The organism is Streptomyces sp. NPDC102274, from assembly GCF_044766385.1.
Classification (GTDB): domain Bacteria; phylum Actinomycetota; class Actinomycetes; order Streptomycetales; family Streptomycetaceae; genus Streptomyces.
The window spans coordinates 103,624-128,404 of sequence record NZ_JBIWLW010000019.1; the positions used below are offsets into that span (position 1 = coordinate 103,624).

The 24,781-nt window shown below is 68.5% G+C and carries 20 protein-coding genes; 11 read left to right on the top strand and 9 right to left on the bottom strand.

The features are described from left to right. Position 1: 1 nt before the first annotated feature. The 3 genes from ACIRQP_RS24670 to ACIRQP_RS24680 are packed head-to-tail and all read left to right on the top strand — an operon-like array spanning position 2 to position 2,564. A complete protein-coding gene (locus ACIRQP_RS24670) occupies positions 2 to 973 on the top strand; it encodes an ATP-binding cassette domain-containing protein (protein ID WP_403893289.1) in 972 nt (323 codons plus the stop codon). Then, positions 970 to 1,758, top strand: a complete 789-nt coding sequence (locus ACIRQP_RS24675) for an ABC transporter permease (RefSeq protein WP_403893290.1) — start codon at positions 970 to 972, stop codon at positions 1,756 to 1,758. The genes ACIRQP_RS24670 and ACIRQP_RS24675 overlap by 4 nt, the downstream gene beginning before the upstream one ends. Before the next feature lie 5 nt (positions 1,759 to 1,763). Beyond that, on the top strand, positions 1,764 to 2,564 hold the full coding sequence (locus ACIRQP_RS24680) for an ABC transporter permease (RefSeq protein ID WP_403893291.1): 801 nt from the start codon (positions 1,764 to 1,766) through the stop codon (positions 2,562 to 2,564). Between the two features lie 55 nt (positions 2,565 to 2,619). Here ACIRQP_RS24680 and ACIRQP_RS24685 read toward each other — a convergent pair whose 3' ends face one another. Then, on the bottom strand, positions 2,620 to 3,717 hold the full coding sequence (locus ACIRQP_RS24685; protein WP_403893292.1) for a glutamate--cysteine ligase: 1,098 nt from the start codon (positions 3,715 to 3,717) through the stop codon (positions 2,620 to 2,622). 336 nt (positions 3,718 to 4,053) lie between these two features. Here ACIRQP_RS24685 and ACIRQP_RS24690 point away from each other — a divergent pair, with 336 nt between their 5' ends. After that, the gene (locus tag ACIRQP_RS24690) at positions 4,054 to 5,082 is read left to right on the top strand and encodes an aldo/keto reductase (RefSeq protein WP_403893293.1); all 1,029 of its coding nucleotides are present in this window, start codon (positions 4,054 to 4,056) and stop codon (positions 5,080 to 5,082) included. Here ACIRQP_RS24690 and ACIRQP_RS24695 read toward each other — a convergent pair. The 5 genes from ACIRQP_RS24695 to ACIRQP_RS24715 all read right to left on the bottom strand — a co-directional run bounded on the left by ACIRQP_RS24695 (position 5,013) and on the right by ACIRQP_RS24715 (position 9,945). Further along, positions 5,013 to 5,411 carry a hypothetical protein gene (locus ACIRQP_RS24695; RefSeq protein WP_403893294.1) on the bottom strand — a complete coding sequence of 133 codons (399 nt, stop codon included), beginning with the start codon at positions 5,409 to 5,411 and terminating at the stop codon, positions 5,013 to 5,015. The two genes, ACIRQP_RS24690 and ACIRQP_RS24695, sit on opposite strands and share 70 nt — an antisense overlap. Then, positions 5,408 to 6,244, bottom strand: a complete 837-nt coding sequence (locus ACIRQP_RS24700; RefSeq protein WP_403893295.1) for a family 1 encapsulin nanocompartment shell protein — start codon at positions 6,242 to 6,244, stop codon at positions 5,408 to 5,410. The genes ACIRQP_RS24695 and ACIRQP_RS24700 overlap by 4 nt, the downstream gene beginning before the upstream one ends. Continuing rightward, a complete protein-coding gene (locus tag ACIRQP_RS24705) occupies positions 6,225 to 7,328 on the bottom strand; it encodes a Dyp-type peroxidase (RefSeq protein WP_403893296.1) in 1,104 nt (367 codons plus the stop codon). The genes ACIRQP_RS24700 and ACIRQP_RS24705 overlap by 20 nt, the downstream gene beginning before the upstream one ends. 263 nt (positions 7,329 to 7,591) lie before the next feature. Next, complete coding sequence (locus ACIRQP_RS24710) at positions 7,592 to 8,329, bottom strand: class I SAM-dependent DNA methyltransferase (protein ID WP_403893297.1); 738 nt, start codon at positions 8,327 to 8,329, stop codon at positions 7,592 to 7,594. Positions 8,330 to 8,418: 89 nt separating this feature from the next. Beyond that, positions 8,419 to 9,945: a hypothetical protein gene (locus tag ACIRQP_RS24715; protein WP_403893298.1), complete on the bottom strand. Its 1,527-nt coding sequence runs from the start codon at positions 9,943 to 9,945 to the stop codon at positions 8,419 to 8,421. A 202-nt stretch (positions 9,946 to 10,147) separates the two neighbouring features. Between ACIRQP_RS24715 and ACIRQP_RS24720 the strand changes: the two genes are divergently transcribed. The 5 genes from ACIRQP_RS24720 to ACIRQP_RS24740 all read left to right on the top strand — a co-directional run bounded on the left by ACIRQP_RS24720 (position 10,148) and on the right by ACIRQP_RS24740 (position 17,709). Beyond that, positions 10,148 to 11,254, top strand: coding sequence for a sensor histidine kinase (locus ACIRQP_RS24720; protein ID WP_403893299.1), 1,107 nt, complete (start codon positions 10,148 to 10,150; stop codon positions 11,252 to 11,254). Further along, positions 11,251 to 11,922, top strand: a complete 672-nt coding sequence (locus ACIRQP_RS24725; RefSeq protein WP_403893300.1) for a response regulator transcription factor — start codon at positions 11,251 to 11,253, stop codon at positions 11,920 to 11,922. The genes ACIRQP_RS24720 and ACIRQP_RS24725 overlap by 4 nt, the downstream gene beginning before the upstream one ends. Positions 11,923 to 12,473: 551 nt before the next feature. After that, positions 12,474 to 13,622 (top strand): cytochrome P450, encoded by a 1,149-nt coding sequence (locus ACIRQP_RS24730; protein ID WP_403893301.1) that lies wholly within the window; start codon positions 12,474 to 12,476, stop codon positions 13,620 to 13,622. A gap of 372 nt (positions 13,623 to 13,994) precedes the next feature. Beyond that, positions 13,995 to 16,418 carry a right-handed parallel beta-helix repeat-containing protein gene (locus tag ACIRQP_RS24735; protein WP_403893302.1) on the top strand — a complete coding sequence of 808 codons (2,424 nt, stop codon included), beginning with the start codon at positions 13,995 to 13,997 and terminating at the stop codon, positions 16,416 to 16,418. Between the two features lie 547 nt (positions 16,419 to 16,965). Then, positions 16,966 to 17,709: a flavodoxin family protein gene (locus ACIRQP_RS24740; protein WP_403893303.1), complete on the top strand. Its 744-nt coding sequence runs from the start codon at positions 16,966 to 16,968 to the stop codon at positions 17,707 to 17,709. A 250-nt stretch (positions 17,710 to 17,959) separates the two neighbouring features. Here the strand turns inward: ACIRQP_RS24740 and ACIRQP_RS24745 are convergent, their stop codons facing one another. Together ACIRQP_RS24745 and ACIRQP_RS24750 are read right to left on the bottom strand one after the other, a co-directional pair. Further along, on the bottom strand, positions 17,960 to 18,940 hold the full coding sequence (locus ACIRQP_RS24745) for a DUF5996 family protein (protein WP_403893304.1): 981 nt from the start codon (positions 18,938 to 18,940) through the stop codon (positions 17,960 to 17,962). A gap of 309 nt (positions 18,941 to 19,249) precedes the next feature. After that, positions 19,250 to 20,113 (bottom strand): helix-turn-helix domain-containing protein, encoded by an 864-nt coding sequence (locus ACIRQP_RS24750; RefSeq protein WP_403893305.1) that lies wholly within the window; start codon positions 20,111 to 20,113, stop codon positions 19,250 to 19,252. Positions 20,114 to 20,270: 157 nt separating this feature from the next. Here ACIRQP_RS24750 and ACIRQP_RS24755 point away from each other — a divergent pair, with 157 nt between their 5' ends. Both ACIRQP_RS24755 and ACIRQP_RS24760 read left to right on the top strand, forming a co-directional pair. Beyond that, positions 20,271 to 21,191 (top strand): SDR family NAD(P)-dependent oxidoreductase, encoded by a 921-nt coding sequence (locus ACIRQP_RS24755; protein WP_403893306.1) that lies wholly within the window; start codon positions 20,271 to 20,273, stop codon positions 21,189 to 21,191. Between the two features lie 237 nt (positions 21,192 to 21,428). Then, the gene (locus tag ACIRQP_RS24760) at positions 21,429 to 23,693 is read left to right on the top strand and encodes a DPP IV N-terminal domain-containing protein (protein ID WP_403893307.1); all 2,265 of its coding nucleotides are present in this window, start codon (positions 21,429 to 21,431) and stop codon (positions 23,691 to 23,693) included. 83 nt (positions 23,694 to 23,776) lie between these two features. Here ACIRQP_RS24760 and ACIRQP_RS24765 read toward each other — a convergent pair whose 3' ends face one another. Then, positions 23,777 to 24,571: an SDR family NAD(P)-dependent oxidoreductase gene (locus ACIRQP_RS24765; protein WP_403893308.1), complete on the bottom strand. Its 795-nt coding sequence runs from the start codon at positions 24,569 to 24,571 to the stop codon at positions 23,777 to 23,779. Positions 24,572 to 24,781: the final 210 nt, after the last annotated feature.

Genomic DNA, 24,781 nt, shown 5'->3' on the forward strand with positions numbered 1-24,781 from the left:
TATGCCCGTCATCGAGGTGACAGATCTCGTCAAGGAGTTCCGCAGACCCAAGCGGCAACATGGCTCGTTCGCGGCCGTCCGCACGCTGCTGACCCGCGAGTACACCGTCAACCGGGCCGTCGACGGCATCAGCTTCCGGATCGAGCCGGGCGAGATGGTGGGTTACCTCGGTCCCAACGGCGCCGGGAAGTCCACCAGCATCAAGATGCTCACCGGTATTCTCGTGCCCACCTCCGGCACCGTCCGGGTCGCCGGGGCCACGCCCTGGCGTGACCGCGCCCGTAACGCCCGCCAGATCGGCGTGGTCTTCGGCCAGCGCAGCCAGCTCTGGTGGGACCTGCCACTGCGCGACTCGCTGTGGCTGATCGGCCGGCTCTATGACGTGCCCGCGGGCCGGTTCGCCGAGAAGCAGAGGCAGTTCACCGAACTGCTCGACCTCGGCTCCTTCCTCGACACCCCGGTGCGTCAGCTCTCGCTCGGCCAGCGGATGCGCGGGGACCTCGCCGCCGCGATGCTCTACGACCCGAGCATCCTCTACCTGGACGAACCGACCGTGGGGCTCGATGTCGTCGCCAAAGAGCGAATACGCGGCTTCGTCGCCGAACTCAACCGCGAGTCCGGCACCACGGTCGTCCTCACCACCCACGACCTCGACGACGTCGAGGAACTGTGCAAGCGCATCGTGCTCATAGACCGCGGCAAAGTCGCCTACGACGGCGACGTGGAGGACCTGAAGGCCCGCTACGCCCCGCACCGCGAACTCGTCGTGCAGACCGATCACCTCGATGGGGTCGAGGGTGCCGAGGTCGTCCGCCGCGAGGAGGGCAAGGTGTGGCTCCGATTCGACCCCGCGCAGACCTCGCCCGCCCGCCTGGTCGCCGCGGTCCTGGCGGAACACCGGGTGACCGACCTGTCGATCGTGGAACCCGAGTTGGAGAGCGTCATCCACCGGATCTACGCGGACCGCGGATGAAAGCCCATCTCGCCTGTGCCCGGATGGAATTCCGCGTCGCCGTCGCCTACCGCACGTCCTACCTGTCGACGTTCGTGATGATGTTCCTGCAGATCTACCTGCTGACGGTGGTGTGGAGCGCGTTCTACGACGGCCGCGAGGACGTGGACGGGGTCACCCTCGGCACCATGACGGCGTACGCGACTCTGGCCACCCTCCAATACACGCTGGTCAGCCCCTGGCGGTCGTCGCCCATCGATCAGCGGGTGCGCGAGGGCAAGGTCGCGGTGGACCTGCTGCGCCCCATCGGCTTCCCCGGGCAGATGCTGGCCGGCCAGCTCGGATGGATCTCCGCCTCGGTGCCGGTCCTGGTGGTGGCGCTGCCGTTCGCGCTGCTGGTCGGCGCGGGCCGGGCCCCCGAGTCGTCGGCCGCCGGGTTCGCCTATCCGCTGGCTCTGCTCGGCGCGCTGGTCGTCAGCCAGCTGCTGGGATTGCTGCTCGGCATGGTGTCCTTCTGGACGCTGGAGGTGAGCGGAGCCCTGCTGGCCTACCGCTTCGTCGCGCAGTTCTTCTCCGGGGCCCTGGTCCCGCTGTGGTTCATGCCGGACCCGGTCAGGACCGCCGCGGAACTGCTTCCCTTCCAGGCGACCGCGCACGCCCCGGCCGCCATCTACCTCGGCCAGGTCGAGGGCTCCGGCATCGCCGCCGCTCTCGGGGTGCAGCTCCTGTGGATCGTCGCCCTGAGCGGGGTGGCCGCGCTGGTCTGGTCGCGGGCGCGGCACCGAGTCATGTCACAGGGCGGGTGAGGGCGATGCGATGGCTGCGTGTCTATCTGCTGCTGGCCGGTGCGGCGTTCCGTTCCGAATTCCAGTACCGGGGAAACCTGTTCATCAACATCATCGGCGGTCTGTTCTACCAGGGCGTCGGGCTGGCCTTCATCTGGGCGGTCCTCGATCGTTTCGGCGAGGTCGGCGGCTGGGGGCTGACCGAGATCGCCTTCCTCTACGGGCTGCGGCTCACCGCCCACGGTCTGTGGCTCGTCCCGGGCCACCAGCTGATCCATGTCGACGAGGTCGTCGTCGAGGGCGAGTACGACAGGTATCTGATCCGGCCCGTGTCGCCGTTGATCCAACTCCTCACCCGCAGACTCCGGCTGAGCGCGCTCGGCGACCTGCTGGGCGGGTTCGTGCTGTTGGCCTTTGCCTCGGCCCAGGCGCCCGTCGACTGGTCACCGGGAGCCGTCGGCTTTCTGCTGCTGGCGGTTGTCGGCGGCGCGCTGGTGGAGGGTTCACTGCAACTCGCGGCCTCGGGACTGGCGTTCAGGATGAAGAAGGTCACCCCGATCAAGTTCGCCATCGACATGATCTTCAGCGACTTCGGCAACTACCCGCTGAAGATCTTCGGCTCGGCCGCCGGCTTCGGGCTGACCTTCGTCTTCCCGCTGGCGTTCGTCGCCTACCTCCCGGCCACCGTGTTGCTGGACCGCGAGGAGGAACTGGCCGTGCCCGCGTGGCTCGGCTGGGGCGCACCCGCCGTCGGCGTCCTGCTGATGTACGCCGCATATCGCTTCTGGGAGCAGCAGTCCCGCCACTACGAAAGCAGCGGGCACTGAGCAGGACAAGCGCCGTCGTGCCCGCGCCGGCCTCTCACTTCAGAAATCCGGACTCTCACTTCAGAAATAAGGAGCGGAGATAGGCCGACACGTCGGTCAGGTCGCCGCCTTCCTGGACGATCTTCCGTTGCCGGCCGGCCCAGGAACCGTTCGCGCGCATCTCCGTCAGCAGATCGCTGACCAGGGCGAGGTCTCCCGCGTCGGACAGCGCGGGGGCGACCTGCTCCACCAGCCGGTCCACCAGGGTCCAGGCGGGTAACGGGTGCCCGGAGGCCAGGTCCAGGGCGTCGCCTTCCAGGCCGTACCGAGCGGCCTGCCAATGGGCCGCTGTCAGTAACTGATCGGAAACTTGAGGGAGTTGGACATCGCGTTCCACTGCCTCCAGGCAGGTGGCGACCAGTGCGCGGGTCAGTCCCGCCAGCATGATCACGGTCTCGCTGGTGGGACAGACATCCATGACCCGTATCTCGATGGTGGGTACGTCCTCGGAAGGGCGGGCGAACCAGTACGCCATTTTCCGGTCGAGGAGCACCCCCGAGCCGACCAAGCTGTCGAGCAGAACGTCGTACTGTCCTGCGTCGGCGAACAGCGGCGCCGGTCCCGCTACCGGCGTGTATCCCCACCAGGTTGACCGAAAGCTCGCGTATCCGGTCTCCGCCCCCAGCGAGATGGGGGAGTTGGCGGCGAGTGCCTGCAGCGTGGGCAGCCAGGTCCGAAGGTGATTGCTCACCCGGACGGCATGTTCCCGGTCGGGCATACCGACGTGGACGTGCAGGCCGCACGGTATATGGCCGAACACGAGAGCACCGTACTTCTGGCGGATCGCGCGATAGCGGGGGACGCTGGTCGGCGGCATGTACGGTCCGGACACCAGTTCCGTCCCGCACGCCAGCACCGCGCAGTTCGCTTTCTCCGCGGCGGCCGCGGCGGCGGAGCGCAAGGAGCGCACGTCATCGGCCAGCAGGGACAGTTCGCGATGCGGTTCCGTCACGGCCTCGACCACGGCCGCGGACACCTCCGGCTTCAGCCGTTGAGCGGGTCCGGTGGACGGCGCGGCGGCGATCACCGCCTCGGAGGCGGGCACGGCCGCCCCGCTGTCCGGGTCGACCAGCAGGAACTCCTCCTCAACACCGACAGTCAGCGGCATGGCCATGGGGTTCCCCTCCCGGGCTTCGGAGACTTGAGTATGTGGGTGGCGGAGCCCCACCGCCATACCCCTCACCCGTAAACCGGCCACCGGCCCCGGAGCGCCGTGTGTCGGACAGACCCGGTGCGGGTGCCGTGGCGCGGTCCGTCGACGAGCAGGGCGATCATGCGCCGCGTGTGACGCCGCGCGGCGGCGTGCCCGCGCCGGCGGAGCCCCGTCTTGCCAAGCGGAACAATGTTCCGTATCGTTCAAGTTGAACGGTGTTCCGCTTACGCGAGCATATCGCGCCGCGGCGGGCACCAGCCCACACACACGGGCACCCACCCACACACGAGGAGAACCGTGAAGTACCGCACGCTGGGCCGGACCGGTATCAAGGTCAGCCCCTACTGCCTCGGCGCGATGATGTTCGGCGCCGTCGGCAACCCCGACCACGACGACTCCGTCCGGATCATCCACAAGGCACTGGACGCGGGCATCAACTTCGTCGACACCGCCGACGCCTACTCACGCGGCGAGTCCGAGGAAATCGTCGGCAAGGCACTCAAGGGCCGCCGGGACAACGTCGTGCTCGCCACCAAGGCGCACCTCCCCATGGGGGACGACCCCAACCAGCGGGGCAACTCGCGGCGTTGGCTGGTCCGCGCGCTGGAGGACTCCCTGCGCCGGCTCGGGACCGATCACGTCGACCTGTTCCAGATCCACCGGCCCGCACCCGACACCGACGTGGAAGAGACCCTCTCCGCTCTCACCGACCTGGTGCGCGAGGGCAAGGTCCGGGCCATCGGCTCCTCCAGCTTCCCCGCCTCGGACATCGTCGAGGCGCAGTGGGTCGCCGAACGGCGCGGTCTGCGGCGGTTCCGCACCGAGCAGCCGCCGTACTCGATCCTCGATCGCGGCATCGAGCGCGAGGTACTGCCCGTCTGCGAGCGTTACGGCATGGGCACCCTGGTCTACAGCCCCCTCGCGGGGGGCCTGCTCACCGGCCGTTACCGCAAGGGCCGGCCGGCCGACAGCCACCGGGCCGGGTTCGGCCTCAAACATCTGAGCGACGAACGCCGCCTCGACGCGGTCGAGCAGCTCATCCTCCTCGCCGAAGAGGCGGGGATGCCGTTGGCACACCTGGCCCTGGCCTTCGTGATCGCCCACCCCGGCGTCACCTCCGCGATCATCGGACCGCGCACGATGGACCATCTCGACGACCTTCTCGCAGGCGCCGGGACCACCCTGACCGACGACATCCTCGACCGGATCGACGCCATCGTGCCTCCCGGCACCGGCATCGGAACGCTCGACACGGCCTACGCCCCACCCGCCGTCCAGCAGACCGCGCTGCGCCGCCGCTCGTCCGACGAGCGCTCCGCCGCCTGATCTGTCCCCGACCGGATCAGGCGTCCCCGCGAGACCTCGCCGGCCACCTGGAGCGCGAAGCCGTCGGTGAACCGGCGGCGGCCGTTCTTCTCGTTCACCCCCGCGGTGATGACGACGATCGCGGCGTCGGCCGGGTCGTCGTAGCCGCCGGAGCGTACGTCGACCGTGGGCGACAGCGGCGCCGCGTAGCGGAGGCCGGCGGCGACGCCGTCGGCGCGGGCGGTGTCGCGGTCGATCAGCACGATCTCCCGGCAGGTTCCGCCGCGTTCGACCAGGGACAGGGCGGTGGCCGACCCGACCGCGCCCGCCTCGACGATGGCGACCTTCATGTCTGTCCCTCCGACGGGGCGGCGGGCCGTGGGCCCTCCACCTCCACGGGCACGACCGCTTCGCTCGTGTACACGAGGAAGGTCAGCGTCTCCTGGAAGTACAGACGGATGCTGCGCTCGTCGTGCGACAGGTAGCCGATGGACACGTCCTGGCCGATGCGCAGTTCGAAGTCGCCGCCCCGGGTGGACAGGAGGAAAGCCCCGTCGATCGCGGGCGCCCAGATGATGTCGCCGTCCAGGAGCCGGGCCATGTGCTTGATGACCGGATAGCCGTAGTGGGAGGTCTCACTGACGAGGGTGTACGCCTCGGCGCTCAGCGCCAAGGCGTACGGGCCGCCGACCCCCGCCAGCCGCAGCGCGCTCGCGGCCTTGCTGACAACGGTCGGGTACTCACGCACATCGGCGGGCACGGTCAGGGCCCGGTTCGAGGAACTGGCGCGCAGCCCGGCGATGCCGGCGGCGGGATAGCCCTCGAACACGGCCCGGTCCTCGGCGAACGCGATTCTTCGCGCCGCGTCCTTCACGGGTTGCCAGTCCGCGTCCTTGGCCCCGCGTTCCACATCGTCCACCTGCTGCCGGTCCACGGTGAACGGCACGCGCAGCTCCACCAGGGGCTGAAAGCCGCGTGCATGGGCCGTGACCCCGTCCGCCGGAGCCTCGGCGGCCTCAAGACGGCCGGTGCCCACACCGGATGTCTCGGCGCCGCCCGGGTCGGGAACGTCGACGATCCGGCGGCCCGCCACATGGCGTGTGAACGTGCGTCGCGCCTCCTGCTCCATGTCGGCCCACGCGGCGGAGGAGATGGGCGCCAGTTCACGGTGCAGATTGTTCATCAGCGGTGCTCGCCTTCTGTTTCTGTCGCTCTTTCAGGCCGCCGATTCCCAGGGTTCCGTCTCCCAGGGAGCCGTCCACGGCCGGGAACGGGGCCACAGAGGGAACGGCATCGGTGTCGGCTCTCTCGCTCCGGCCCGGCGGATCCGGAAGATTGTCCAGGAAGTCGCTGCTGGGCACGTAGAACAGCGACCCGGTGACCGGTGTGGAGAAGTCCAGGATCCGGTCGTGGGACACCGGAGGAGTGCCCAGGAACATGCGCTCCAGCATCCGCTCGGTCACGGTCGGGGTGCGGGCGTATCCGATGAAGTACGTGCCGAACTCGCCCTGTCCGACGGTCCCGAAGGGCATGTTGTCGCGCAGGATCTCGTGCTTGGTGCCGTCCGGGTCCTCGATCGTGGTCAGGGCCACGTGGGAATCGGCCGGCTTGACGGCGTCGTCGAGCTCGATGTCGGACAGCTTCCTGCGCCCGATCACCATCTCCTGTGCCTCGACCGTAAGGGTGTTCCAGGCCCGCAGATCGTGCAGATACTTCTGCACGATCACATAGCTGCCTCCGGAGAACGGCGGGTCCTCGTCGCCGATCAGCACGGCGGCGCTCGCCGCCCGGCCCGTCGGATTCTCCGTGCCGTCGACGAATCCGAGCAGGTCACGCACGTCGAAGTACTTGAATCCATGGACCTCGTCGCACACGGTGACGACCTCGCGGAGCCGCGCCATGATCTCGGCGGCGAGCGCGAAGCACAGGTCCAGGCGGGCGGCTCTGATGTGGAAGAGCAGGTCACCGGGTGTCGACACGGATCGGTGGCGGGATCCGTTCAGCTCAGGGAGCGGATGCAGCTCCGCCGGGCGTGGCCCGGCGAACAGGCTGTCCCACGCCTGCGAACCGATGCCCACGACGACGCCGAGCCTGCCGTCCGGTGTGGCGCGGAAGCCCACCGCCCGCCGCAGCCCGTTCAGGTCCGACAACAGCTCCCGTGTGACCGGCCCGCCGCCCTGGTTGATGGTCAGGACCAGGAAGATCGCCGCGGCTGTCAGCGGGGACAGCACCGGCTGAGGAACCGGCTCGTGGGAGTGGACGCCCATGGGCATCCCTTTCTCGCGGTCACGGATCGGAAGGGAACGGTGGTCGCAACGCCGAAACGCGCACAATCCGGAGAAGGCGGCCGCACACCGGCCCCTCGCCCGTACGGGGTCGACATGCGCGCGGTGCCCGCGAGGCGGCGCCTCCTCGTCCACGGTAGGGCGGGACCCCGGCACCCGCCACCGCGCCGCTCGGCGCCTCTCGCCCCTGGGCCGTACCGCGGTGACGACGGCACTGCGTCCCGGACCGCGTCCCCGTCGAGCTACTACGTCGGCGGGACGCGGTAGACGGAGACGTGAGAACGCGACTCGGCGGTGAACGTGCCCCCGGCCCAGTCCGCATGCCTGGTCTCCAGCTCGAATCCGGCCAGCCGGGCCATGAGGTCGAGTTCGGCCGGCCAGATGTAGCGATGAGGGCTGCGGAACAACCGCGCCTCCCGGGTCTCGTCGAACCGGAAATGGTGCGACACCACGTGCTGGCTCAGGACGTCGTAGGTGTCCAAACCGATGTAGCCGGGCTCGCACTCCCAGACGGTGGCCGCCTGGCCCGGTGGCAGCTTGCGCAGCTCGGGCACCCAGAGCTCGATCACGAAGCGACCACCGGGCGTGAGGTGGCGGGCGGCGTTGCGGAAGCACTGGACCTGCTCATCCTGGGTGAGCAGGTTGGAGATCGTGTTGAAGACGAGGTAGACGAGGGCGTACTCCCCGGGGGCGACAGTGGTCGCCATGTCACCGATGATCACTGGGATCGACGCTTCGTCCGCCTTGGTTCGCAGTAGCTCCACCATCGGGAGCGAGAGCTCGATGCCGGTGACGGAGACTCCTCGCTCGGCGAGCGGGACGGCCACCCGGCCGGTCCCGATCGCGAACTCAAGCGCCGCTCCGTCCCCCGCGAGCTGAGCGAGGCGGTCCACGGTCGGCCCGACGATCTCGGGCGCGAACATGCCGGAGCCGGGCGTGTCATAGCGCTGGGCGGTATCGGCGTCCCAGATCTGCTGCTGCATTCCGTCGACGCTCGCTGCGCGCCTGGGCGATGTCCAGCAATTTCTCGCATCGATCGCGGTCCGAGGGTGGAGCGTCCCAAGGGCCGCCCTCAGTCCATGGGCCGCTCGGCCCGCTCACCGCTCCGCGGCAGGCGGCTCAGAGCGAGGCCCAGAACCATCACCGTGTACGCACACAGCACCGAGACCCCGGCCCACCACGGAAGCGGGAAATATCCGGTGGAGGGCGCGTAGTGGGCGACGACCTGCGGATATTCGGTGAGGGTCTGCTGGACGGCGAAGCCGGCGGCCGGGGTGACCCGCAGCAGCCACTGTGACAGTCCGTCGGCCAGCAGCGGGACGGCGGTCACGGCGTACGGGACCGCGATCGCCGAGGCGGAGAGGAGGATCGCGGACCACCCGCGCCGCATCAGGGCGCCGCATGCGAGGGCGAGTACGGCCATGAGGGCGAGCACGGCGGCGGTGCCGACGACGACGCGCACTTCGGCGAGCGTGGACGCCCCGACGACGGGTATCCCGTTCCCCTTCAGGATGGCCAGACCGGCCGGGATCACGGTGCCCACGGCGAGCAGACCGGTCACGAACGTGACGGCCGCGACGAGCGTCGCCCGCGCGGCGAGCACCCGGCGGGTGATCGGCACGTCGCCCGCGTGTGCGGGGCGGGACCCGGACGCGCCGAACCGCGCCGCGACCACGAGCACGATGAGCAACGCGAGAACCAGGCCTTGGAGGAGGCGTTCCATGGGGCGGCCGCCCTCGGTATTCACGGGCCCGATGTCGCCGGTGCCGGTGACGGTCATCGTGCCGTTCGGCCCGACCACCGCTCCTGACGCCTTGTGGTACTTCTCCCAGTCGGTGTGGTTCATCTCGCCGACGGACTCGCCGCGCCAGCCCTCGGCGGGGTCCGTGCCCGCCAGGGCGACGTTGTCGAAGACGCCGCCGGCCTGGGTGAAGCGCGTCTCCTCGGTGGCGCCGCCGAGGCCGACGCGCCGCAGGGTCAGATCGCCGGGGGAGGTGGCGAAGAGGCCTACCTGGGCGGTCCCGGTCAGTTCGGGCAGCTTCGCCGTGCCGACCCTCGCCCACTGCTTGCCGTCGGCGGACTCGTAGCCGGTGACGGTGCCGCCCGACCGCGTCAGCCGCAGCCACCGTGGCGACCGCGCCGAGACCCCGCCGGAGCTGCCGGCGATGTCATGGCGGTAGTCGTACTGCATCCGCACCCCGTGGCTGCCGGTGAGCATCAGCGCCGCATAGGAGGACCCTTGGCGGACACCGTCCTTGATGATGATCCCGACCTTCGCCCACGGCACCAGACCCGGGACGATCTGATCATGGCTCGGCGGCGGATAGGTGATGGTGCCCGTCATGGATGTCGTCCGGACGGTGATGCTGCCGTTCTCGCCCAGGTCCCGGTGCAGAAAGTAGAACTTGTCACTGACGACTGAGCCGTCCGGCCAGGTCGGATCGGTCGGGCACGGGCCGTCGCAGGACGCGTGGTTGCCTGTCGCGTGGAGCAGGCCGAGGGCGAGGATGACCAGGGCCGCGGCCGCCATCGCGATCAGCCGGCCCGGACGTCGGAATCCGGTCCACTCCTGGTAGAGTATTTCGTTGGTCGTGAACATGGTCCGGTTCTACGGAGTCGCCCATAACGCGGTCCGAACTGCCGCTGTCATGCCGCTGTTAGGTGCGGCCGGGCATCCTGAGTCCGGCAGACCCGGGGCATCCTGAGTCCGGCAGATCTGGACAGGGGGAGGAAGCATGGGCACGTTGCGGAGAGGGACCGTCGGACGGCGATTCACGATCTTGTATGCCGCGGGTTTCCTGGTGTCCGGAATCGCGCTGCTCGCCCTGACCTACCTGCTGTCCGGTGGCCAGGTGACCGGCGTCGCTCCCGAACAGCCCCGGCCCGGCCGGCCCGGCCGGTCCGGCCTCACGTCCGCCGGGCAGCACATCCTCGATCTGCAGAAGCAACTCTCGGACGTGCACGCGCAGCAGTCCCGCCAACTGCTGGTCGGCTCGCTGATCGCGCTGGTGGTGATGGCGGCCGTCTCGCTCCTGCTCGGCCGGGCCCTCGCGGGCCGCGTCCTGCGCCCGCTGCGGCTGATCACCGCCGCGACGCGACGGTTCTCCGCGGAGAACCTGCATCAGCGGCTTGCCGTGGCCGGTCCCGCCGACGAGGTCAAGGAGCTCGCCGACACGATCGACGGCCTCCTGGCACGTCTTGAGGCCTCGTTCACCGCGCAGCGCCGGTTCGTCGCCAACGCCTCGCACGAACTGCGTACGCCGCTCGCGACGATACGAGCGTCGCTGGACGTGGCCGTCGCCAAACCGGAGCCCGCGGCGCAGACCGTCGCACTCGCGGACCGGTTGCGGACTGAACTCGACCGGGTGGACCACCTGTTGGACGGCTTCCTCGTCCTTGCCCGTGCGCAGCACGGTGTCCCCGTCGACCGGGTGCCCGTGTCGCTCGGCGAACTGGCGGGGCGGGCACTGACCGCCCGAGCCGCCGGCATCGCCGCGAGAACCCTCACCGTCGACGACGCCGTGAGGCCGAACGCCTGGACACGGGGCAGCCCGGCGCTGCTGTCCCGGATGGTGGAGAACGTGGTCGACAACGCGATCGTGCACAACCAGGAGGGCGGCTGGATCCGGATCTCCACCGATCACGTCGACGCCGAAGCACGGCTCGCGATCGAGACCGGCGGGCGCGTCCTCGACCAGGACCAGGTGGACCGGCTCACACGGCCGTTCGAGCGGCTCGGCGCCGACCGGACCGGGTCGGAGGAGAGCTCCGGCCTCGGGCTGTCGATCGTCGCCGCGATCGTCGCCGCGCACGGTGGCCGCCTCGACCTCCGAGCCCGGCCGGAGGGCGGCCTGCGGGTCGTGGCGTCGCTGCCGTCGTCGGCCGGTCCGGACGGGGTGACACGGTGAGGGTTCTGGTCGTCGAGGACGCGCGGTCGCTCGCCGAGGTCGTCGCCGAGGGATTGCGGGATCAGGGGATGGCCGTCGACATCGCGCACGACGGTCTGGCCGCCGCCGCCAAGCTCGACCGCAATACGTACGACGTGGTGGTCCTCGACCGCGACCTGCCCGGCATCCACGGTGACACGCTCTGCCAGATGATCACCGGGCGGGACGATCGCGCGATGGTGCTGATTCTGACCGCGGCCGGGTCTCCCGGTGACCGGGTCAGCGGGCTCACACTCGGCGCCGACGACTACCTCGCGAAGCCGTTCCACTTCCCGGAGTTGATCCTGCGCATCCGTTTCCTGGCCCGCCGCAGGACGGCCGCCCATGCCCGTACGCTGCACGCCGCCGGCCTCGAACTCGACCCGGTACGCCGGACCGCCCTTCGCGACGGCCGTCCGCTGGAGCTGTCCGTCAAGGAATTCGCCGTCCTGGAGGCGCTCCTGCGTGCCAGTCCGGGCTTCCTGAGTGCCGAAGACCTCCTTGAACAGGTGTGGGACGAGAACGCCGACCCGTTCACCAACACGGTGACCGTCACCGTCGGGCGATTGCGCCGCAAGCTGGGCGGCCCGCCGGTCATCACGACGACGCCCGGGGTGGGTTACCGCATCGCGGAGGCACCGACCGGCTGACAGGGCTCCTGTGAAGACCGCCGATGCCACCTATCAGGCCACGTACCCCGAGGGAGCCGGCCTCGCGACCACTCCCACCGCCCCGGGCGGCAACGCTCAAGCTCGTTCCCCGCTGAACCGCGAACGTCCGCCCGACGTCGGCTCATTGGCAGAGCGGATTGACACTGCCCAGGTCAAGGACCTGGGGATGGGCGGCCTGTTGTCCTTGGGGAGCCTGTGTCGTATCTGGCAGCAGTGGCCACCGTGGCAGCACCGTCCGTGGCCGGTTTCGCCAGTTCACCCGGTTCTGCGATGTGGGTAGTGTCGTAGCCCAAGCGGTGCACCGACGGTTTCCGAGTCGGCCGGGCATTGGATCGGGTACCGCCTGACAAGGAGGATCGGCAATGTCATGGATCACCAGACGCCTTCGGGCGCTCAGCGGCGAGATGCGTGCACGTCGAAACCAGTACGGTGACAGGTACGGGCGCAAGGATTGATCCTCTCCCCGTACGGGACGGGGTGCGTAGCCGGATCGCCGCATCCCGTCCCCTGTCCGATGGGCATAAGAATTCGTGTTCCTGGATAGGCAGAGCCTATGGCGTCACCTACGGCGCTGGGAAAACCTGGCGGCCGATGCCGATGGCCCGTTCAGGCTCCGCTTTGGGACGCTGTTCGTCGCCGACGCGGATGCTGCCCGGGAAATTCTCGTCGACTCGGCTGACTCTTACGTACCGCAGTCCGGATTCTTCCGCATCGGACCCGAGCCTCTTCCTCGGGCGCTAAGGGCGGCAGCGTCGCGTGAACTGCTCAGAGCCTTGAGCCATCACGATCTCCATTCGTCATTTGACATTGACTCCGCCATCCATGAGTTGAGTGACAGTCGCAGCCGCCTGCCGCACCAACGGTGGGGAGTCGGACTGGTCCGCCGGTACTTCGCCCCGGTTATCGCGCACCAGCGTCATACCGAACTCAACTCCCTTGTCAACGCGTACATAAAATCGAGCGTCATCGCCGACGACATTGTCGGTCGTATGGCGAGGAGTTCGCATCGTTCAGTAAGCCGCATCCGGGACGGGGTCACCGAACAGCTGAGACGGCTTCCTGCGCGGGAAACCGAAACCGAAATCGACGCAGAGGACCTCGTCGATGTGGTATTGAGTCTGCGGGGCGAGTTGACCCCGGCGGATCGCGCGCAACTGCTACAGCGGCTCATACTCTCCATGATCGGCTTCACCGGAGTTACCCTCGAATGGGTAGTGCTACTCGGCATTCAGCACGGATACAACACGCCGGCAGTACGGCCGGACCAGGTCCGCTCTCTGGTCAGGGAGACATTGCGCCTCTACCCGACCGCATGGCGCCTGGCCAGGGAAGCGGCAATTGACCACGAAATTGGCGGCGTGCCGGTCAACAAGGGCGAACATGTCATGATCGGCACACACGCGATCCACCGGTCGGGAACCGTTTGGGACAAGCCGCTGGATTTCGATCCGTCACGCTGGGAAAAACTCGCCGACGACCAGCGGCGAGCCTACCTTCCCTTCGGGAAAGGTGAGGAGATGTGCCCGGCAAATGGGTTTGCCCTCAAAGCGCTTGAGTATCTCGGCCACCTCATCCTCCACAGCTACCAGGGCAACGTGCGGGTCCGGAAATGGAAGCCCCACGCCCGCACGCTCCTGGCACCGCCAGCCGGCTGGACCCGCCTCACCCGGAGCTCGTAACATGATCACGGTGCGCCGCCCTGTGACCGCCGGCCACGCGCCGCCGGTAGGCGCGTAGCGAGACACCCAGCTCCTGGTTGCGGCTCCTGCCCAGGAGCCGCAACCGCGGCCGATCAAGTGCCCCTCAGAGGTGCAAGCGTGGCTTCCACGGTGATGCGCACCCGGCGGCTGGTCCGTCGACAACTCCAGGATGGGCACGGGCGAGTGCCATGTCCGGGCACGCGACGTCTTCGCGGTCGCCGACGGTGAGGGCGGCCCGGCATGGCGGAGAATGTTTACTTCTGTTGTTCCTCTTGTTCTTCTTTGGTGATGGCCCTACCTTCCAGCTACGACCTCGGATGAATGGCCCGGACACCCCTCCAAAGGAACGACATGAGACCTACGCGACCGGGCTTCGCCCGTACTCGGTTCGGCAGGCACAATGCCATCCGCGCAGCTACTGCCCTCACCGTGGGGGTGTTGGTCGCTCTGATGGGAACGGCCACCGCGCAGCCCGCCTCGCGGCCGCAGGCTTCCACAGTCATCGGAGGTCTTCACGGTGCGGCCGTCGTGGACGACACCGGCCGCACGGTCATCGATGTCACGGACTTCGGTGCGGACCCCTCGGGCAAGGCCGACTCCGCGGCGGCCGTCACCGCCGCGATCGCCCACGCGAAGACCGTGGGCGGGCCCACCACGATCCACTTCCCGTCCGGCCGCTACCACATCTGGCCCGAACGGACGCCGAAGCGGGAGCTGTACGTCAGCAACACGGTCGGCAGCGACCAGGCGTTCAAGACGAAGGACATCGGCATCCTCGTCGAGGACATGCGGGACGTCGTCGTCGACGGCGGCGGATCGGTGATCGTCAACCATGGCTTCCAGACCGTCTTCGCGGCGATCCGCTCAAGCGATGTGCGCTTCACCAACTTCTCGCAGACGTGGGTCGCCCCCAAAACGGTCGACATCACGGTCGCCGACACCGGTGTCGCCCACGGGCAGGCGTACCGGATCATCGACATCCCCAAGACATACGACTACGCCGTGGAAGGCACCTCGGTGCGCTGGAACGGCGAGCGCAGCCCGGCCACCGGACAGCCGTACTGGACGGGCACGGACTCCTTCAACTACTCCCAGGTCCACGACCCCGCGACCAACAGGACATGGCGCGCGTCCAACCCGGTCTTCCAGAACGTCGCGAAGATCACCGAACTCGGCGGCGACAGGCTGCGGTTCACCTACAGCGACAGCACCGCCCCCACCGACCGCGGATACATCTATCAGATGCGCGAGGACACCAGGGACACGCCGGGCGCCCTGTTCTGGGAGTCGTCGCGTATCACGGCCGATCACCTCCGGCTCGGCTATCTGCACGGCTTCGGCATCGTGGGCCAGCTCAGCGAGGACATCAGCATCGACTCGGTCACCTTCAAGGCCGATCGCGGCAGCGGCCGCGTCACCTCGGGTTTCGCCGACCACATCCAGATGTCCGGCATCAAGGGCACGGTGCGCATCACCAACAGCCTTTTCGACAACCCGCAGGACGACCCGATCAACATCCACGGCACCTACCTCCAGGTGACCGCCGCCGAGCGGAAGACGGTGCAACTGCGCTACATGCACGACCAGACGTCCGGGTTTCCCCAGTTCCATCCGGGCGACACCATCGAACTCGTCGACAAGCGCACCATGCTCGCCGCCCCCGGCGCGACGGCGAAGGTGGTGTCGGTGACCGGACCGACCGGCAGCGGCGTCCCGGCCGGCGCGGACCCGGCCACCTACCTGCGCAACATGACCGTGGTCCTCGACCGGGCGCTTCCCGCCGCCGTACTCGCCGCCCCGGCCGAGTACGTGGCCGAGAACATCACCTACACACCCACCGTCGAGATCACCGGCAACACGTTCCAGGCCGTGCCCACGCGCGGAATCCTCGTGACGACGCGCAGGCCCGTACTGATCGAGAACAACCGTTTCGACGGCATGAGCATGGCCAGCATCTACATCTCGTCCGATGCCCGCGCCTGGTACGAGTCGGGCCCGGTGCAGAACGTCACCATCCGCGGCAATGTCTTCGACCGCCCCGCGAGCCCGGTCATTTTCTTCGACCCCACCAACCAGGACTTCGTCGCGGGGCAGCCGGTGCACCGCAATGTGCTCATCGAGGACAACGACTTCAACCTCACCGGCGGAACCATTCTCTCCGGCCGCGGCGTCGGCGATCTGACCTTCCGCGACAACCGCGTCGAGCGCTACGCCCACCTGCGGCTGACCGGACCCTCGGAAGCCCTGCGCGTGGGCGACACGACCACCGTGACCACGGACGCGCCGCCCGCGAGCCACACGTCCCCGCTGTTCACCTTCGACGGCGCGGATGACATCGCCCTCGCGAACAACACCTACGCAAGCGGCTTCAACAAGCGGGTCAACACGGCCAATATGGCCGCCTCCGAGGTCACGGTCACCGGCGACGGCCTGGCCCTCAACGCCGACAGCATCTCGTCCGCGCCGGTTGCCGTCAGTTACTCCAGCTCCCACTCGAAGGTTGCCACGGTCGACAGCGAGGGCGTGGTCAAGGCGGTGAGCGCCGGTACTGCGTCGATCACGGCCCGCGCCACCATCGGCGGCGTCCGGGTGACCTCCAACCCGGTGAAGGTCTTCGTCACCACGGCCGCGAAGCCGCCGACCGGCCGGACATGGGTCGGCGAGCAGGCGGCGGGCGACGGCAGACAGCTGTCGATCGGTGCCACGTCCTACACCGAGGGGCTCGGCGTCCACATCGCCTCCGATACGGCCGACGGGCTACGGCTCGGGGGATGAGCAGGGGTGACCATCGGCTCGGCCGGCATCGCCGCCCAAGCGGGCTCGACCGGTACCAGCCCTGCGACGCCGACTGCGCCGACCGCTCAGGCCGTGCGGGTCATGTCGCCGCGCCTGACTGCCGATTCACCGGACGGGGAGGCCGAGTACGGTGCCGCGGTGCTTCACGGCACGGGTCGAGGTCCGCAGGGCGGTGCCGACCGCTGGGGGCTCGCCGGTGCCGAGGTTGCGGTCGTACTCGGGGAACGAGCCACCGGAGATCTGGAGACGCAGTCGTTGGCCTGCTCCCAGCCGGGTGGCGCGGACGGCGTGGGTACCCGTCCCGAGCCGCCGCCGCGTTCTCCGACCCCGAGCCCGGCATCCGTCACTTGTTGCCACCCTGACCCGAACCCGCCGTGGGTGAGCCTTGACGCATCAGTAGCTTGGTCTACTCAAGTGCATAAAAAGGCCCAATATGGGTGGGAAGGAGACAAACGGCGATCAACGCGCGATGCTGCTGAGCCTGGCCCGGCCGGCCGAGTCAGGAGTCCCGTATGAGGAGCCCTCTGTGGCAGCGTCGCCATCAACCGCAAACCCGTCCCCTGACGCGTACCGCTTCGACGACCTGACCGCCCTCTACATCAACTGCACACTCAAACCGTCTCCGCAGCAGAGCAACACCCAGGGGCTGATCGACAAGAGCCGCGCGATCATGGACGCACACGGGGTTGCCACGCACGTGCTCCGGGCCGTGGACCATGACATCGCGACGGGCGTCTACCCGGACATGACCGAACACGGCTTCGCCACCGATGCCTGGCCGGCGCTGTACGAGCGGGTGAAGGCCGCCGACGTCCTGGTGCTGGCAGGGCCGATCTGGCTGGGCGACAACAGCTCGGTGACCAAGCGGGTGATCGAACGCCTCTACGCCTGCTCCAGTCTGCTCAACGACAAGGGCCAGTACGCCTATTACGGACGCGTCGGCGGCTGCTTGATCACCGGCAACGAGGACGGCGCCAAGCACTGCGCGATGAACGTCCTCTACAGCCTCCAGCACCTCGGCTACACCATCCCTCCGCAGGCCGACGCGGGCTGGGTCGGCGCGGCAGGACCGGGGCCGTCGTACCTGGACCAGGGCTCGGGCGGCCCGGAAAACGACTTCACCAACCGCAACACCGCCTTCATGACCTGGAACCTGATGCACGTGGCGGCCCTGCTCAAACGTGCCCATGGCATCCCCGCCCATGGCAACCAGCGCTCCGAATGGGACGCGGGCTGCCGGCTCGACTACCCCAACCCCGACTACCGCTGAGGTCGGTGAGGATCTCTGACAACAGTTCTGCCCGGCAAGACCTGGTGGACGTTACGGAGGGCCGAAGAACCAACCCGGTCTCTCGAAAATCGGTGCTTCACGAGGGCGTCCGGTCCTCTCGGCGGATCTCCTCGGCGAAGCGGGCGTCCTCCGCCTCGACCTTCGGCGCTTCGTCGATCACCCGCCGCAGACTTGCGAGGAGAACTTCGATCCACCGCCGTGGGATACGTCGGGGTACCCACCGGCTCCGCTAGATGGATTGCGTCCGGCGGGCATAGCGCCACGCACGCTCCTGTTCATCGGCCCATCGTCGGGGGTCCAACTCCAGGTTCGGCCTGTCCCATTGACCGCACTCCGCCGCGGCTTCGTACGTGCTCTGCAGAAAGGCGGCCAGAGTCCGGTCGGGGTCGTTGGAGCACCGCACAGCCTCGTACGGCAACAAGAACTCGTGAGCCTCGTTGCTGTAATAGGCTTCCCGAGGATTCACCGGGAAATTGGAATAGCCTGCCGGCTCCGGGTAGGCGTAGGAGTAAAACGCTCCTTCTTCACCGCCGCCGGGCCAGAATCCGCAACTGCTCAGCTCGCGAGAATACCCTTCGACCATCACCCAGTCTCCGCAGTTGGGGGCACCTCCGGGGTGACGCGGCGCCGTCCGACCTGAAAACCTCGTACAGGCGAGGTCCATCACGCCCCAGTAGAAGTGCACGGGACTGACTTTTCCACCGAAGTATGACCGGAATTCCGTGAATCCCCGATGGGCTTGCAGGAGCTGTTGCCAGAACAGGTTGACTGCGCTCGGATCGTATGTGCAGTGTTCGAAGTCGTCCGTGAAGTCAATGGCCACCTCGACTTCATTTGGATGGTTCTGAATGGCGTGGGTGAGACCGAGATCGTGGAGGTGACCCATGATCCGGTCGTGGAACTCCGCCACAGGCATGGACCGGAGTTTTACTTCCCGCCGCCCACCACCACTTTCTCGCAGCACCAGTTTATGGTCGACAAAATCGAACTCGATGTCGAGCATGCCGGTTCGGTGCGGAATTCCCGATGTGGAGAGACCGCGTGCCGTGGGATACAGGGTAACCGCCCACCAGTGATTAATGAGCGGCGTGTTGGCCAGTCTTATCTTTCCGACTATCTGCGTCCACATGTGGAGGGTGTCTCGCGATTCGGTCCAGTCGTTCACGCGAAGTCGCGGCCACTCCAGCCTTCCGGGGCCGGTCGGTGCCATCCTTTTATCCTTTCACGCGTCCCAACGAGCGGATCACGGCGAGCTGTTCCCATCGCCTGCGTCATCTTCGCGTCGAGTGCCGAATGGTCCATCGAAATGGACCGTTGCCCGGAGTTGAGGCGCGCCGCGTCGGCCACCGCGACTGCTTTCACGCTCGCTCGAACACCAATACCTCCATGGAACGCCGGGAAGCTGAGGGCTGCAACCTGCGTCGTCCATCGACGACGCATCGCGCGGTGAGGTCAGGACCAGCGAGTAAACCACGCAAACGAGAAAAACCCGCGTGGCCTATCTCCAGCCGCTCACCTGTCAGGGGCCTGGCGTGCCGCTGGGCGTGGTGCGCGCAGGGGCTGACGGCGCAGCCAGGTGCGCGAGCAGTTGAAGCCTTTCGTGGGACGGAGAGCCGGGCTCGGCATGGTAGGTGACCAGCATCTGGCCGGGTGCGCCGGGAAGCGCGAGTTTCTCGTAGCGCAGATCGAGAGCGCCGACCTGGGGGTGGAGCATGAGAGAGACGCCGCTGGTCTTGTGACGCACGTCTATGCCGGCCCACAGGGTGCGGAAGCGTTCGCTGTGGAGGCTGAGCTCGCCGATCAGCTCGACAAGCCGGGGATCGTTGAGGTCGCCTCCGATGACCGAACGCAGGTAGGCGACCACTTTCGCGGTCATCGCGTCCCAGTCGCGGTAGAACGTGCGCATCTCCGGTTCCAGGAAGGCCGCGCGAAGACTGTTGACACCCGACGCGAAGAACGGGGACAAGGCGACGGCCATCGGGTTGGCGGCCAGGGTGACCATGTACCGCCCCTGGACCAGCGCGGGCGTGGTGTTCCAGTTGTTGATCAGGCTCTGCACGCTCGCACTGACCCGCTCCGGCCGGGAGGGCCTTCGACGGGCGGTCCGCGCCGGGCGGGCCAACTCGTGCAGGTAGGTCGCGGCGTCGGCTTCGAGCCGCAGGGCGCCGGCGATGCTGTCGAGGACCTGGTCGGACGGGTGCTGGTCACGGCCCTGCTCCAGACGCAGGTAGTACTCCACACTGATGCCGGCGAGCAGTGCGACCTCCTCCCGGCGAAGACCGGGCACCCGTCGGCGGTCGCCGCCGGGCAGGCCGACGTCGTCGGGGCGCACCCGCTCGCGGCGGGCCCGCAAGTAGTCACCCAGGTTGCTTGCTGCTGCCATGGCTCCAACACTAGCCAGGACGCGTCGGCCGACCTCGGGGCTGTCCCGTAATCCCCGGTGGGTGCGGGATAAGCGGGACAGCCCTTAACCTGTCCCTGCTGGTACCGGTGTCAGCAGGGGCTTCCGGATGGTGAGAGGCCGCCGCATCGTCGAGACCATGACTGACACCTTGAAGACACCTTTCGGATTCACCTCGACCGCCGCCGAGGTTGTGGCCGGCGTCGACCTGTCCGGCAGCCGCGCCCTTGTCACCGGCGCATCCTCCGGTCTCGGCGTGGAGACTGCTCGCGCGCTGGCCGATGCCGGAGCCGCTGTGGTGCTCGGCGTGCGCGATGTCGCCGCGGGCAAGCAGGCCGCCGCCCGGATCTCGGAGTCGACGGGCAACCAGGACGTCACCGTCGCGCCGCTCGACCTTGCCGACCTCCGCTCGATCCGTGAGTTCGTCGAGGTCTGGAACGGACCGCTGCACATGCTCGTCAACAACGCCGGAATCATGGCCGTACCCGACCTGGAACTGACGCCGGAAGGGCGCGAGCTCCAGTTCGCCACCAACTTCCTCGGCCACTTCGCCCTGACCACGGGCCTGCACGCTTCCCTCGCGGCAGCCAACGGCGCGCGGATCGTGTCGCTTAGCTCCAACGCCCACCTGTTCTCGCCAGTGATCTTCGACGACCTGGACTTCCTGATCCGCCCCTACGACCGCTGGTCGGCCTATGGACAGTCCAAGACCGCCGACGTACTGCTCGCGGTGGAGGCGACCCGCCGATGGTCCCAGGACGGCATCTTCGCCAATGCCCTCAACCCCGGCGCGATCGCCACTGGCCTGCAGAAGCACACCGGTGGCCTGCGGACCCCCGCCGAGAAGCGGAAGACCCTCGCACAGGGCGCCGCGACCTCCGTACTGCTCGCGGCATCGCCGCTGGTGGAAGGCGTCGGCGGGCGCTATTTCGAGGACTGCGACGAGGCTCAGGTGCTGCGGGGGAAGCCGGTGATGTTCGGAGGCGGAGTCGCTCCATGGGCGCTGGACGCCGGCAACGCGGAGCGGCTGTGGGACACCGCCACCGAACTCCTCGGATGATCGCCGACCGGGCACTGAGCCCCTGACAAGACGCGGGTTCCGCCCGGACCGTCCCACCGGAACGTGCGTGTGTCCGGGGTGATGCGGGAGGTGGCGGCGTGGTCGACGCGGCGGTGCGCTCCGGGTTGTCCCGGAGACCCGCGGTCGGCGTGAGCGATCCCGACGGTTTGACTCCTACGTAGCGTCATGGTTTTCGATGGCGACACGCACCGCACCCGATCTTGAGGAGTGCCCCGCATGTCCACACCGCTGTCCGAGCGCTACGCCATCGCCGAGGGTCTGCTGCCCGATGTCTGGGGGGCGTTGGTCACAGGAGGCCGGGTGATCCCGAGGTGGATCGACGGCGGCCCCGATTTCTGGTGCTCCCTCGCCACGGACTCGGGCTCGCAGTACATCCGGGTCGACGGCCTGACCGGCGAGGTCTCCCCGGCCTTTGACCACGCCGTGGTCGCCGCCGGCATGTCCGAGGCCCTCGGCACCCCGCTGGAGGCCGGTGCGCTCCCGGTCTCCGGCCTGGCCTTCCGGGCGGGCGGCGTCCGGATCGCCGTCGGCCCGCTTGAGCTCAGCTACGACCGAGCGACCGCGACCTGCACCACGACCGGCGGTTCGGGACCGGCGATGGACGAGTCGCCCTCACCGGACGGGAAGCTCGTCGCGTTCGTGCGGGACCACAACCTGTGGCTGCGCGAGCGAGCCACTGGGGACGAACGCCCGCTCACCACCGACGGTGAGCCCGACCACTCCTACGCGACCCCGCCCGACGTCACCACGTTCCGGCATGTGCTCGGGCCGCTCGGCATCCACTCCCCGCCGCTGCTGATCTGGTCCGCGGACTCGACCCGGATCGCTACCCACCTGATCGACCAGCGCGAGGTCGAGCAGATGCATCTGATCCAGTCACGGCCCCCCGGCGGCGGCCGGCCCGTGCTGCACTCCTCCCGCTACGCCATGGTCGGCGACGCTCACGTCCCGACCGCCCGGATGCTGTCGGTCGACGTCGCCACCGGCGCCGTCACCTTGGCCGACTGCGGCCCGCTGGTGGCCAGTTACCTCTCCGAGTTCCAACTCGGCTACGCCTGGTGGGGACCGGGGGAGCGGGAGCTGTTCTGGATCGCCGCCGATCGCGGGAACCACACCCTCACCCTGCGGGCGATGGACCCGAGCACGGGCCGCACCCGCACCGTCCACCAAGAGGAGGGCGACCAGCCCGTCACGCCGCACCCCGTCTTCGGGGCGCCGCCCAACATCCGCGTGCTACCGAGCGGGGACGTCGTCTGGTGGTCCGACCGCACCGGGTGGGGCCACCTCTACCTCGTCGGCGCCGACGGCACGACCCGTGCGCTGACGTCGGGGGAGTGGCTCGTGGTCGACCTCGTCTCCGCCGATCCGGAGTACGCCTACTTCACCGCGACGGCCCGCGACGCCGACGCCGACCCGTACGCCCGCGCCTTCTGCCGCGTCGACCTCGCCACCACCCGCGTCGACACTCTCCTGGAGGATGGCCGCGACCACGAGATCACGGCCTCCCCCGACAGCCGGTGCTTCGTCGATGTCGTCTCCTGGATCGACGAGCCCGCCACCAGCCTGCTGCTGGACCGCGACGGCGGCCTCACCGCGATATTGAGCACGGCCGACGCCACCGGCCTGGTCGAGGCGGGATTCGAGCCGCCCGAACGGTTCGTGGTGAAGGCCGCGGACGGTGTGACCGATCTGTGGGGACTGCTCTACCGGCCCCACCACCTCGACCCGGATCGGAAGTACCCGGTCCTCGACGAGACCTACCCCGGACCGCAGGTGAGCGTGGTCAGCGTCCGCTACCCCCGCTCATCCGGCCCCGCACACGATCACGCCGTGTCCATGGCCGCCCTGGGATTCGCCGTGGTCGTTCTCGACGCCCGCGGCACCCCCCGTCGGAGCAAGGCGTTCCAGACAGCGACCCGCGGTCCGGGCGACACGGCCGGCCTCGACGACCACGTTGCCGCGATCACCCAGCTCGGGCGGAGCCACCCCTGGCTTGATCTGGACCGGGTCGGCATCTACGGGCACTCGGGCGGCGGATACGAGTCCACCAGGGCCCTGCTGCTGCACCCGGAGTTCTTCAAGGTGGCTGTTTCGAGCGCGGGAGGCCACGACGCCCGCGTGTACCACGCGGCATGGGGGGAGACCTACGTCGGCGACGCCGGCGACGAGATCTACGTCCCGCACGCCAACGAGACCCACGCCCGGAACCTCGTCGGCAAGTTGCTGCTCATCCACGGTGAGCTCGACGACAACGTCACCCCCTACGTCACGCTGCGCCTCGTCGACGCTCTCATCGACGCGGACAAGGACTTCGACCTGCTGATCGTCCCCAACGCGGACCACACGCTGCTGTCACGGCAGCGGTACTGGTGGCGACGCCGATGGGACTACTTCGTCCGGCACCTCATGGGCGAGACTCCACCGGACTACGCGATCACCCCGAAGGCCGCCGACGCCGCGACGCCGGCCGACATGGCGTAGCCGGGGTGGCGGCGATTCCTCCCGGGCAGATCGACTCCTCGTGGGGAGATGCTCCGTCGGCGCGGCGGCGGCCTGCGTCCGGGTCACACGTCGTAGGACCCGCCGTCGATGTGCAGGGTCGTGCCGTTGATGTAGCCGGCCGCAGGGCTGGCCAGGAAGACGACCAGGTTGGCGTACTCGTCGGGCCTGGCGATACGGCCGACGTCGTTGGGGGCGAGCGCGACCGCCTTCGGTTCGATCTCCGCCCAGGTCTCTCCCCAGCCCTGGGCCCTGCCCACCCCGACCACGAATTCCTGTGCGGCGGGGGTGAGGATGCCTCCCGCCGCGACAGCGTTGGAGGTGACACCGGAGTGCTTCAGCTCGCGGGCGAGCGAGGTGGCGAGGTTGTTTCGGGCGGCGTTGGCGGCGGCGTAGTGGGGCTGGCTCGCAGAGGGCCGGTGGCCGGTGACGCTGCTGATCTGGATCACCCGTCCCCAGCCGCGTGCGCGCATACCCGGCAGGAGGCGCTGGACCATACGCACGCTGGAGATGACGTTCGTGTTGTACATCTCGGCCCAGGCGTCGGGCGGGGTCTCGTCCCACCGCGCCGTCGGATCGTAGACGCCGACGTTGTTGACGAGGATGTCGACGGGCCCGTCCTCGACCGCCGCGGCCCGGACTTCCCCGGCGCCGGCGTCCGTGGCGAGGTCGCCGATGGCGATGCCGGCGATACCGCCGTCTTCACGGATGGACTTCGCCACCGCCGCGGTCCTTGTCCGGTCCCGTCCGTGCACCACGACAGCGGCACCTTCGGCAGCCAGGCGCCGGGCGATCACCTCACCGAGGCCACTGCTCGATCCGGTGACCAGAGCCCGCTTACCAACGAGTTGAAGATCCATTGTTCTGATTCCTTGTTCGCTTCGGAGTGCGGCGGACCGGGTCTTCCGCCGCACACCGGCGACCGTAGGACGATGAAAATGGACTAGCAAGTCCAGAAATTCGGCCGATGCCGGGCGCGGCAGAGATCCGAAAACCCCTGGCAGCTCTCCTGCCGGCCCCAGGGCCGCCCCGTCATCCACAACACCCACGTACTGAACTGGTCACACCGG